Origin of the sequence: Actinoplanes sp. NBC_00393 (genome assembly GCF_036053395.1) — a bacterium.
Lineage (GTDB): Bacteria > Actinomycetota > Actinomycetes > Mycobacteriales > Micromonosporaceae > Actinoplanes.
This window is the reverse complement of record NZ_CP107942.1, coordinates 7835061-7846361: the sequence shown is the minus strand read 5'-3', so window position 1 is coordinate 7846361 and position 11301 is coordinate 7835061. Positions and strand designations below refer to the sequence as shown.

Below are 11301 nucleotides of genomic sequence, written 5' to 3'. Positions count from 1 at the left end.
CGTAGGTTGAGGCCATGATCGGCGACGGGTTGGCGGCTGTCCCGGGCCGGGCCCGGGCCGGACTGATGCTCGCTGTCCAGGCCGGGCTCGCCGCGGGGATGGCCTGGTTCGTTGCGCACGACGTGTTCGAGCGGCCGATGCCGTTCTTCGCGCCGATCGCAGCGGTGATCGCACTCGCGTCGTCGGTCGGTCAACGGCTGCGGCGCACCGCTGAGCTGGTGCTCGGGGTCGCGGTCGGCATCGGCATCGGTGACCTGATCATCCTGCTGATCGGCGCCGGGCCGGTGCAGATCGGCCTGGTCGTGTTCCTCGCGGTGCTGGTGGCGACGTCAGTGGGTGGCACTCCGGCGTTGATCGTGCAGTCCGCCTCGTCGGCGGTGCTGGTGGCGACGTTGACCACCACCACCGAGCAGCCGTGGACCCGGTTCTTCGACGCCCTGGTCGGCGGCGCGGTCGCGCTCGCCGTGATGACCGTGCTGCTGCCGATCAACCCGCTCACCGTGGTGAAACGGGCCGCCGACCCGGCGCTGCGGGCGTTCACCGCCGGGCTGCACGAGGCGTCCCTGGGCCTGGCCGAGGGCGATCCGGACGTGATCGAGGCGGCGCTGGCCCGGTTGCGCGCGGCCGAGGGCACGTTCGCCGCGTTCACCGCGGCGATCGACGCGGCACGGGAGAACGTCGCGTTCGCCCCGGCGCGCTGGCGGGCCCGCGGCGCCCTGGCCCAGTACGTCGAGGGCGCCCCGCAGATCACCTACGCGCTGCGCAACGTCCGGGTGATGATCCGCCGGGCGCAGACCGCGCTGAACGACCGGGAGCGGGTCCCGGAGGTGCTGCCGGCCTCGGTGCGGCACCTCGGCGACGCCGTCGACCTGCTCCGGGAGGAGTGGGCGGAGGGCGCCGACCCGGTCGCCGCACGCAAACGGGCGCTGCAGGCGGTCTCCGAGTCGGGGCGCGCGCTGCAGGACGGGGTCGGATACTCCGGCGGCGTGGTGGTGGCACAGATCCGGACCGCGGTCGCGGACCTGTTGCGGGCCACCGGTGTGGAGTACGCGGAGGCCACCCGCCAGGTCCGCGACGCCCTCGGCTGGCACGGGCGGTCGCACGGCGCCCGGAAACGACCGGGTCGATCGCGTCCTTCTTGATCTGTTTCACGCTCCTCGGGCGAGTCGGACGCGAGTCCGGTGGCTAGGCTGGCGGACATGGCCGACGACTCGCCGCCCGGAGCGCCCGATCCGGCTGCCCATCCGCAGCCGGTCAACCCGCAGTCCGGGCCGCCGTCGCTCGGCGGGCCCGGGTCCGAGCCGGGCGCCCACGTCCTGCCGGACACCGTGGCGCCCGATCCCGTCCCGCCGTACCCGGTGGCGACCGACGCGGCGGCGCCGATCCCCGGCCGGCGGATCGGCTGGCGTCGCTGGCTGCCGATCGCCGCCGTGATCACGCTGATCGCGCTCGCGGCCGTCGGCATGCTCATCTTTTTGGGCTACAGCCTCGGCATCACCGGCCTCGCCATCGGCCTGACCGCGGCGATCCTTCCGGTCCCGCTGCTGGCCAGCGCCTTCGCCTGGCTGGACCGCTATGAGCCGGAGCCGGTGAAATACCTGGTCTTCTGCTTCGCCTGGGGCGCGGCCGTGGCGACCGCGGTGGCCCTGCTGGTGAACACCGGCGCGGCGTACCTTTTCAGCGAGTTGGGCCTGCCGGACGCGCTGGTCGCCGTCCTGATCGCCCCCTTCATCGAGGAGTCGATGAAGGTGCTCGGCCCGCTGCTGCTGTTCTGGCGCCGCCGGGCGGAGTGGTCCGGCATCACCGACGGCATCGTCTACTGCGGTCTCTCCGCGCTCGGCTTCGCCATGGTGGAGAACGTGCTCTACCTCGGCGGTCACGGGTACGCGGCGGGTGTCGACCAATACGGCCCGGCCACCGGCCTGCAGAACGTCTTCCTGATCTTCATCGTGCGGATCCTGTTCACCGGCTTCGCGCACCCGCTCTTCACCTCGATGGCCGGCATCGGGCTGGGCATCGCGGCGCGCTCGGCGGACCGCACGGTGCGCTGGCTCGCCCCGGTCGCCGGCCTGCTCGCCGCGATGATCCTGCACGGGCTCTTCAACCTGCTGCCCACGCTCACCGCCGCGACCGGCGAGATGCTGATCATGCTGTACGGCTACCTCGGCTTCATGGTGCCGTTCTTCTTCGCCGTGGTCGGTTTCGCCGTGGCGCTGCGCAGCTGGGAGGGCCGCCTGGCCGAGCGGACCCTGCACCACTACGTGCAGGCCGGCTGGTTCGCCCCGCCGGAGGTGGCCTCGCTGGCCAGCCTGGGCCGGCGGCACTCGGCCCGGCAGTGGGCCAAGCGGGTCGCCGGTCCGGCCGGGCACCGGGCGATGCGCAGCTTCCAGTTCGCCTCGACCCGGCTGGCGCTGCTGCGCGACGGCATGCAGCGCGGCCTGGAGCAGCATCCGCGGGAGCTGGAACGGGCGCGGGCCGAGGAGCACGAGTTGCTCGCCGCGATCACCGGTTACCGCTCGGTCTTCGCCGGGCGTGATCCGCAGACCCCGCCGGCCTGGTGGGACGGGCAGAGCTACCGGATCACCTTCCCGGACGGGGTGGTGCGCAGCGTGGCGCCGCCGCCGGAGCCGGTCATGCCGGTGCCGATGCGGCTCGCTCCGCCGCCGATCTATCCCGCCTACGGCGGTTACCCCGGCCAGCAGCCCGGCTACCCGCCGCCGTTCCCGCCGGCGCCGGGCTCACCGCCGCCGTTTCCGCAGGCCCCGGGTTCGCCGCCGCCGTTGCGCGGCAGTTACCCGGACCCCTGGCAGCCGCCTCAGAGGTAGAGGCCGGTTCCGTCCGACTCGACGCGGGTGGCTGCGACCGCGTGCACGTCCCGTTCGCGCAGCAGGACGTACTCCTTGCCGTGCAACTCCACCTCGGAACGGTCGTCGGGGTCGAAGAGCACCCGGTCGCCGACCACGATCGAGCGGACGTTCGGCCCCACCCCGACCGCGGTCGCCCAGGACAGGCGCCGCCCCATCGACGCGGTGGCGGGGATCACGATGCCCGCGGTGGATCGGCGTTCCCCCTCGCCGCCGTCCTGACGGACGAGGACGCGGTCGTGCAGCATCCGGATCGGCAATCCGGTGTCGGTCTGGGCTTCGGTGCTCACAACCGCAGACGGTACGCCGGTGTCACGCGTGGCCCGGGTGCCGGGGGGAAGGCGATTCGGGCAGCAGGGCACTACCGTGACTACTGCGCACTGCAATGGTCAAGGGGGTAGGCGGTTGAACCGCTTGCAGCGGGTCCGGGACAACTTGAAGAAGGCCTACGACTCGGGGCGGGACTCCGTGCGGCTGGCCCGCACCGAGAGCCCGCCCCCCGAGCCGTACGAGGTCGAGTTCGCCCCGCCCCCACCCGAGCCGGAGATCGTGCACCACTCCACGAGCAGCCGGGACGACGCGGACGTGCCTCAGCCGTTGCGCATCGCCGCGGCCTGGAGTTGGCGGCTGATCGTGGTCGGCGTGATCGGCTGGGCGCTGCTGCGGCTGATCGGCATCGTCAGCATCGTGGTGATCCCGCTGGCCATCGCCCTGCTGCTCTCCGCGCTGCTCGGCCCGGCCGTCGGCTGGCTGCTGCGGCTGCACGTGCCCCGGTCGTTCGCCACGTTCCTGGTGCTGATCGGCGGTCTGGCCGCGGTGGCCGGCACGTTGACGCTGGTGGTGAACCAGTTCATCGACGGCGTGCCGCAGCTGACCGAGAACGCCAGCGCCGGTGTCCGCCAGATCCAGGAGTGGGCGCGGACCGGCCCGCTGCACCTCTCCGACGACCAGGTGGACCAGGCGATCGACTCGGCCCAGGAGTGGGTCAACTCGAACACCTCGCAGCTGACCTCGACCGGTATAGCGACTGCGGCCACCATCGCCGAGGTGGTCACCGGCCTGCTGCTGGTGCTCTTCGCGACCTTCTTCTTCCTGCGGGACGGGCGGCAGATCTGGCGGTTCACGGTTCGCCTGTTCCCGGTGAACGCGCGCTGGTCGCTGGCCGACGCGGGCGACGCCTCGTGGGCCACGCTCGGCGCCTACGTCCGGGCCACCGTCCTGGTCGCGTTCATCGACGCGCTCGGCATCGGCCTGGCCCTGCTGATCCTGGACGTGCCGTTCCCGTTCCCGCTGGCCGCGCTGGTCTTCCTGGGCGCGTTCATCCCGATCGTCGGCGCCAGCGTCTCCGGTGCGGTGGCCGTCCTGGTCGCCCTGGTGGATCAGGGCTGGGTGGTCGCGCTGATCACGCTGGGCGCGGTGATCCTGGTGCAGCAGCTGGAGGGGCACGTGCTCCAGCCGCTGATCATGGGCCGGGCGGTGGCCATCCACCCGCTCGTGGTGATCATCGGGATCGCCTGCGGTGTGGTGCTGGCCGGCATCATCGGCGCGCTGGTGGCGGTGCCGATCATCGCGGTGCTGAACACCGCGATCCGGCGCCTGTCCCGGCGCCGCCCGGAGGTCCCGGCGGACGCCGTGGTGGTCACCGCCGGGAGCGCAAACGACTGAGGGCGGGACCCCGTACGGGGTCCCGCCCTCATCACAGAGCGTGGGCGATCAGACGGTGGCCACGGTCAGCGCGACCTCGTTGACTCCACGGGTGGCGTCCACCTCGAGCTCGCCGTTGCCGAACCGGCTGAGCGCCCGCACGGTCCAGGAGCCGGGTGCCGCGAAGAAGCGGAACACGCCCTCGGGGGAGGAGACGACCTCGGCGGTGAACTCGCCGGAGCCGTCCAGGAGGCGGACGTACGCCCCGCCGACCGGCTCGCCCTCGGCGGTCCGGACGAAGCCGGTGATGACCGTCTCCTTCTCCAGGTCCACGCTGCTGGGGAGGGGCGCGGACTGGTCGGGGGCGGCGCAACCGGCCGCGACGTTGGCCGCGGTGTTCGCGGTGGTAGGCAGAGTCATGATCACGCCTTTCCGGGTTCGTCGCCGAGCGCGATCGGCACGCCGATCAGCGAGCCGTACTCGGTCCACGAGCCGTCGTAGTTCTTCACGTTCTCGTGGCCGAGCAGTTCCTTGAGCACGAACCAGGTGTGCGAGGAGCGCTCGCCGATCCGGCAGTAGGCGATGGTGTCCTTGCTGCCGTCCAGCCCGGCCTCGCCGTAGATCTTGGCGAGTTCCTCGTCGGACTTGAAGGTGCCGTCCTCGTTGGCCGCCTTGCTCCACGGCACGCTGAGCGCGGTCGGGATGTGGCCGCCCCGCTGCGACTGCTCCTGCGGCAGGTGCGCCGGCGCGAGGAGGCGACCGGCGAACTCGTCGGGGCTGCGGACGTCGACCAGGTTCTTCACGCCGATGGCCTGGACGACCTCGTCGCGGAAGGCGCGGATCTCGAGGTTCGGCGCCTTCGCCACGTACTCCGTCTTCTCGCGGACCGGCACGTCCTTGGTGTAGACGCGGGCGTCGAGCTCCCACTTCTTGCGGCCGCCGTCGATCAGCTTGACCTGCTCGTGGCCGTAGAGCTTGAAGTACCAGTACGCGTACGCCGCGAACCAGTTGTTGTTGCCGCCGTAGAGGATCACGGTGTCGTCGTTGGAGATGCCGCGCTCGGAGAGCAGAGCGGCGAACTGCTCCTGGTTGACGAAGTCCCGGCGGACCGGGTCCTGCAGGTCCTTCTTCCAGTCGATCTTGATCGCACCGGGGATGTGGCCGCCGTCGTAGGCGGTGGTGTCCTCGTCGACCTCGACGAAGACGAGGCCCGGCGTGTCCAGGTTCTGCTCGGCCCACTCGGCCGAGACGAGTGCGGTGTCGCGACTCATCGGTTCACTCCCTGTGGAAGGTGGGTGGAGGGAGAGTCAGCGCACGGAAGTGTTTCTCAGTCGCACTCCGCGCGGACCCATCGGTTAGTTGGGATCACGGGCTGCTGTGCGACGGCGCCACTGCCGGACAAAGAAATGCCCCGGGCTCAAAGGAGAGTTAGGTGCTCAGCACCGAGTGGCCCCGTCAGTTGACAGGGCGACACAGGCACGCGGCCACGCGGCACAGGTCGACCGCGCGCCTCTTCGTGAGCAACAGGCTCATGGGAAGCGACACTACCAGCGGGCCCACACCGCGGAACAGCTCCGACCACCATCCGGGAACGGCTGATGCCTGTGAGTTGTCATACCCCGGCCGCGGAGAGGTTCACGTTCTCCGCGCCGGCGGTGACCCGCAGTCCCTCCGGCAGGACCTGGACCTCGCGCAGGTCGAGGTTCATCGGGAGCTCCGGGACGGCCAGGTCGAAGGCCAGGTTCTCGGCGAAGCGCGAGACCGCGGCCTGGATCAGCGGGTTGTCCGGCAGACTCGGCGCCGACACGTCGGAGAAACGAACCCGAACCACGCCCTCGGCCACGGTCAGCTCGGCCGTGCCGGCCAGGTCGATCGGTTTCTGGCCGGGAATCGACAGCGGGGCGGAGCCGACCAGCTTGCCGTCCTTCTCACTGAGCTGCACCCCGTCCCGGCCGACCAGCTTGGCGAGCTGCGCGTAGTCGACGGTCCCGGTGCCGCTCACCGTGCCGGCGACCACGTCGCCCTGGCCGCTGCGCACGGTGTCCAACGGCGCCTTGACGTCGCGGGCGTGGATGTCCAGCAGCGGCATGGTGATGTTCTCGCCGGTGCCGGTCGGTGCGGTGAAGTCCGGCAGCTCGATCCGGATCTCCTGGTAGTCACCGGCCAGCACCTGGGTGAGGAACGGGATGCCGGCGATGGTGACCTCGGGTTCCCCGCTGGTCGCCTTCTGGTTCGCCAGCTCCTCGGTGACCCGGGTGGCCAGGACCCGCTCGGCGTAGGAGGCGCCGAAACGGTCCAGCACGACCAGGCCCGCGAGCAGGAGCAACAGCAACACCAGGACGACGGTCAGCAGCGCGCGGCCCCGGCGGCGTCGTGGACGTTCCGTTTCGTACACCTCGGCCACTGAACCTCCCCGGTCCGCCCGCTTGTCTGGGGAACGTACATGCCCCGGCTGAGGGTTCACCGAAACTGAGGTGTCAACTCAGGTAGAGATGCGTCAGCGCGTACGCCGCTGCGGCAGTCAGTGCGAGACCGCCGAGCGGGCCCTGCATATGCCGGGCCAGCCAGAAGGTCGGGGCCTCGCCGGCCAGCCGGCGGCCGGCCTCGCCGAAGTTCACCGCGAGGTCGATGAGGTTCGCCGCGACAGCGGCGACCAGGCCGAGCACCGCGCCCTTGGCCGGGGTGAACGGCAGCACCAGGTAGCTGCCGAGCATCGCGCAGGCCAGCGTGCCGAGCATCGCGCCGAGCACGACGCCGGTCGCGCCGCGCGGCACCTGCGCCGCGATCCGCGGCTTCGGGAACACCGCGTCGGTCAGCCGCGCGACCAGCAGGGCCAGCCCGGCGCCGGTGCAGCACACCAGGATGGTCTGCGCGCCGAGCGGCTGGCGGACCAGCACGAGCAGGATCGCGTACGCCACCGCGCCGAGCACGATGAGCAGCGTGCTCCGCCACGAGTCCCGGGCCCGCTGCCGGTCCTCGGCGCGGATGAACTGACCGATCATCGCGGCCACGAAACCGCCGAGGGCCACCCAGATCAGCGGCAGGAAGCGGGCCGGTTCACCGGTGACCGCGAGGTAGTCGGCGGCCAGCGCGGTGAGCGCGACGATCGCTGCGGTGGCGCCGGCCGCCGGCGGGTGCAGCGCCATGGTCCAGGCCAGCAGGCCCAGCAACTGCACCCCGAAGAGCACGATTGCGTACGAGAGACGCGCGTCCGGACCGGTCGTCTGAGCGCCCAGCGCCACGGCGACGGCGAGGAGCGCGGCGAATCCACCGATCGCGACCGAGAGCTTCGGGCGCACCGGGACGACCTCGATCTCCTCGAACTCCTCCTCCTCGTCCTCGTCCGACGACGGATGCCGGCCGTCCTCGTCGTCCTCCGGGACAGCGCCGTAGAACCCGGCCTTGGGCCGGCCCGGGTTGCGGGCGACGTGCTGGGAGGCTTCGGCGTCCCAGGGATCGTCCTGCGGCATGGAGGGAAACACGACTGCGATCGTGCCAGACGCGTGACCGTCGTCCCAATCGCTGCGCGATCAGGGCCGGTTCGCGCCGGTGGGTTCCGGTAAAAGGCTGGTTAACGAATCCATCGAACAGCCACCTTTCCGGCGTTCCTTGCATCACTTGCGTGTGCGACAAGGGCGTCGAAGGAGCTGCATCGGTTAAGGTGAGCGCAACCCACCCGTCGGTGACGCCGGGCCCAGTTCTCCGGTAGCGGAGCTTTGAGCTGCGCAAACCGGGTCACCCGAGCGGCGCTGAGCGCTGCGAGGACGGAGGTGAGTGTGGAGATCCTTCTGCTGGTGACGGCACGTGCCGGCGAACCATCCGCCGTGCTGCCCGCCCTGGACCTTCTGCCCCACTCAGTACGTACTGCCCCCCGTGATGTGCGCACCCTGGTGTCCGGGCCGAGCCCCGACGCCGTCCTGGTCGACGCCCGCTCGGAGCTCTCCGAGGCACGCGCCACCTGCCGCATGCTGCACGCCACCGGCATCGGGGTCCCGCTGATCGCGGTGGTCACCGAGGCCGGCCTGATCGCCCTCAACGCCGACTGGGGTGTCGACGACGTCATCCTGGCCAGCGCGGGACCCGCTGAGGTGGAGGCCCGCCTGCGGCTCTGCGTCGGCCGGCTCAACAACGCGACGGCCGGGGCGGGCGGCTCGATCCGGGCCGGCGAGCTCAACATCGACCCGGATACGTATGCGGCGAAGCTCAAGGGCCGCCCGCTCGACCTCACCTACAAGGAGTTCGAGCTCCTCAAGTTCCTCGCCCAGCACCCGGGCCGGGTCTTCACCCGTGACCAGCTGCTCCGCGAGGTCTGGGGCTACGACTACTTCGGCGGTACGCGTACGGTCGACGTGCACGTGCGGCGCCTGCGGGCCAAGCTCGGCTCGGAGTACGAGTCGATGATCGGCACCGTGCGCCAGGTGGGCTACAAGTTCGTGGTCCCTCCGTCGGGCCGGCAGCTGCCGGACAACGATCCCGTGTCGATCCCGGTCTGACCTAAGATCACGACATGACGATGCGACAGCCGGTCCGTGCCGCGGACCGGCTGTCCGCGTCTGAGGTGGACGACGTTCTCGCCCTGGCTGCGGCCGCGGGCGAGCTGGACGGCGTCTACCCGCTCTCCGAGGACGTCGTTCTGCGGGTTCGTGGCGACGTGCCCTACGACGGCGTACATCTGCTGTCCTATTCGGGTGACCGCCTGGCCGGCTATGCCTTCCTGGAGGGCTCGGCCGGCGAGCTGGTGGTTCATCCGCAGTTCCGGCGGGCCGGGCACGGCACTGCTCTGCTGGCCGCGGCCGGCGAGGGTCCGCTGAAGTTCTGGGCGCACGGTGACGATCCCGGCGCCGCCACCTTCGCCGACCGCAACGGCTTCACCCGCGCCCGGGTCCTCTGGCAGATGCGCCGCTCGCTTCTCGAGCCCCTGCCCGAGGTGCCCCTGCCGGACGGGGTCACGCTCCGTGCCTTCAATCCGGACGCCGACGAGCAGCGCTGGCTCGAGGTCAACGCGCGGGCCTTCGCCCACCATCCGGAGCAGGGCCGCTGGACCCTCGACGATCTGCGTACGCGTGAGGCCGAACCCTGGTTCGACCCGGCCGGCTTCCTGCTCGCCGTCGACATCGCCGACACCCTGCTCGGCTTCCACTGGACCAAGGTGCACCCGGCCACCGGTGACGAACCGGCGATCGGCGAGATCTATGTGCTCGGGGTGGACCCGGGCGGCCACCGTCGCGGCCTCGGCAAGGCGCTGAGCGTGGCCGGCCTGCGGCACCTCGCCGACGCCGGGCTGACGGTGTCCAACCTCTACGTCGACGAGTCGAACCCGGCTGCGGTGAAGCTGTACCGCGGGCTCGGCTTCGAGGTCTACAAGACCGACGTCAACTACCAGCGGCCCTGAGGCTCGTTTCTCGCACTCTGGGCGTGCCGCTTGGTCACGCCCGGGACAAGCGGGTGTCTCGCTGCGGTAACAACTAGCCCGAAATATCCGGCATATCGGGTAGCAGGGGCGTCGTTCACTTAACGGACAACTTCATCTCGGTGGATGGCTACCTTCTGGGGCCGACGTGTTCACTCCCAGTTCATTTGCGACCGGGGATCCGGTCACTTGGCGCTCTTAGCTTTTGCCGTGTGAGCCGGTGAGAGGCCGGCGGCAAGTGAACCCGAAGGGAAAACCGTGAAGCTCCAGCGGGCTGGTTTCGTGGCCGGCATTGCTTTGACTGCGACGATCGCGCTCACCGCGTGCGGTTCGGACAACGAGCCCACCGGCAGCGGTAGCGGCGCATCCGCCGCTCCGGGCGACTGCGTCAGCGGCAGCCTGACGGCTCAGGGCTCCACTGCTCAGAAGAACGCCATGGACGAGTGGATCAAGGCGTACCAGAGCCAGTGTGCGGACGCCAAGGTGGACTACCAGGGCACCGGTTCGGGTGCGGGCATCGAGGCCTTCGTCGCCGGTACGGCCGACTTCGCCGGCTCGGACTCCGCTCTCAAGGAGGAAGAGGTCGCGCAGGCCGACGCCAAGTGCCCCGGTGGCAAGGCGCTCAACCTGCCGATGGTGATCGGCCCGATCGCCGTCGTCTACAACGTGCAGGGCGTCGACGGCCTCCAGCTGTCGCCCTCCACCCTCGCCAAGATCTTCTCCGGCAGCATCACGAAGTGGAACGACGCCGCGATCGCGGCCGAGAACTCGGGCGCCAAGCTCCCGGACGCCACCATCGAGACGGTGCACCGCTCGGACGAGTCCGGCACCACCGACAACTTCACCAAGTACCTCAGCAAGACCGCTGAGGCCGACTGGCAGTACAGCAACGCCAAGGCCTGGAAGGCGCCGGGCGGCACCGGTGCGGCCAAGTCGGACGGTGTGGCCACCAAGGTCAAGAGCACCCCGAACACCATCTCGTACGTCGAGCTCTCGTTCGCCGAGAACAGCGACCTGCAGACCGCGAAGATCAAGAACGGCGCGGGCGAGTACGTCGAGCTGAGCGGTGAGAGCGCCGGCAAGACCTTCGAGAACGCCACCGTCAAGGGCACCGACGGGGACCTCGCGCTGGACCTCGACTACACCACCAAGACCGCGGGTGCGTACCCGATCGTGCTGGTGACCTACGAGATCGCCTGCAGCAAGGGCAGCCCGAAGGCCAAGGAGATCCAGTCCTTCCTGAAGTACACCTCGAGCACGGCCGGCCAGACGGCGCTCGCTGAGCTGGGCTACGCCCCGCTGCCCGAGACGCTGCGCGCCAAGGTCGAGGCCTCGGTCGCCTCGATCTCCTGACCCTCGTCAATCCCTCCGAGACGACAGCGA

12 protein-coding genes are annotated in these 11301 nt (G+C 70.5%); 6 read left to right on the top strand and 6 right to left on the bottom strand.

What is annotated here, in order from left to right; translation table 11 throughout:
- Positions 1–14 precede the first annotated feature (14 nt).
- Both OHA21_RS36350 and OHA21_RS36345 read left to right on the top strand, forming a co-directional pair.
- A complete protein-coding gene (locus tag OHA21_RS36350) occupies positions 15–1142 on the top strand; it encodes an FUSC family protein (RefSeq protein WP_328462848.1) in 1128 nt (375 codons plus the stop codon).
- A gap of 57 nt (positions 1143–1199) precedes the next feature.
- On the top strand, positions 1200–2825 hold the full coding sequence (locus tag OHA21_RS36345; RefSeq protein WP_328462846.1) for a PrsW family intramembrane metalloprotease: 1626 nt from the start codon (positions 1200–1202) through the stop codon (positions 2823–2825).
- On the opposite strand, the gene OHA21_RS36340 is transcribed toward OHA21_RS36345, so the two are convergent.
- Positions 2816–3112 carry a GroES family chaperonin gene (locus tag OHA21_RS36340; protein ID WP_185046288.1) on the bottom strand — a complete coding sequence of 99 codons (297 nt, stop codon included), beginning with the start codon at positions 3110–3112 and terminating at the stop codon, positions 2816–2818. The genes OHA21_RS36345 and OHA21_RS36340 overlap by 10 nt on opposite strands.
- A 157-nt stretch (positions 3113–3269) precedes the next feature.
- On the opposite strand from OHA21_RS36340, the gene OHA21_RS36335 reads away from it, so the two are divergent.
- Positions 3270–4529 (top strand): AI-2E family transporter, encoded by a 1260-nt coding sequence (locus tag OHA21_RS36335; RefSeq protein WP_328462844.1) that lies wholly within the window; start codon positions 3270–3272, stop codon positions 4527–4529.
- A 48-nt stretch (positions 4530–4577) separates the two neighbouring features.
- On the opposite strand, the gene OHA21_RS36330 is transcribed toward OHA21_RS36335, so the two are convergent.
- The 5 genes from OHA21_RS36330 to OHA21_RS36310 all read right to left on the bottom strand — a co-directional run bounded on the left by OHA21_RS36330 (position 4578) and on the right by OHA21_RS36310 (position 7978).
- Positions 4578–4928: a DUF1416 domain-containing protein gene (locus OHA21_RS36330; protein WP_328462842.1), complete on the bottom strand. Its 351-nt coding sequence runs from the start codon at positions 4926–4928 to the stop codon at positions 4578–4580.
- Between the two features lie 2 nt (positions 4929–4930).
- Entirely contained in the window at positions 4931–5779 is an 849-nt protein-coding gene (locus OHA21_RS36325) for a sulfurtransferase (RefSeq protein ID WP_328462840.1), read from the bottom strand.
- 184 nt (positions 5780–5963) lie between these two features.
- Positions 5964–6041, bottom strand: coding sequence for an Ms5788A family Cys-rich leader peptide (locus tag OHA21_RS36320; protein WP_316248150.1), 78 nt, complete (start codon positions 6039–6041; stop codon positions 5964–5966).
- A gap of 79 nt (positions 6042–6120) precedes the next feature.
- A complete protein-coding gene (locus OHA21_RS36315; protein WP_328462838.1) occupies positions 6121–6912 on the bottom strand; it encodes an LmeA family phospholipid-binding protein in 792 nt (263 codons plus the stop codon).
- Between the two features lie 73 nt (positions 6913–6985).
- Positions 6986–7978 (bottom strand): hypothetical protein, encoded by a 993-nt coding sequence (locus OHA21_RS36310; protein WP_442875196.1) that lies wholly within the window; start codon positions 7976–7978, stop codon positions 6986–6988.
- Between the two features lie 306 nt (positions 7979–8284).
- On the opposite strand from OHA21_RS36310, the gene OHA21_RS36305 reads away from it, so the two are divergent.
- From OHA21_RS36305 to pstS, 3 genes are all read left to right on the top strand, one after another.
- Complete coding sequence (locus OHA21_RS36305; protein WP_328462834.1) at positions 8285–9001, top strand: winged helix-turn-helix transcriptional regulator; 717 nt, start codon at positions 8285–8287, stop codon at positions 8999–9001.
- Between the two features lie 14 nt (positions 9002–9015).
- On the top strand, positions 9016–9900 hold the full coding sequence (mshD, locus tag OHA21_RS36300; protein WP_328462832.1) for a mycothiol synthase: 885 nt from the start codon (positions 9016–9018) through the stop codon (positions 9898–9900).
- Between the two features lie 276 nt (positions 9901–10176).
- Positions 10177–11271, top strand: coding sequence for a phosphate ABC transporter substrate-binding protein PstS (gene pstS, locus OHA21_RS36295; protein ID WP_328462830.1), 1095 nt, complete (start codon positions 10177–10179; stop codon positions 11269–11271).
- The last annotated feature ends 30 nt before the right edge of the window (positions 11272–11301 follow it).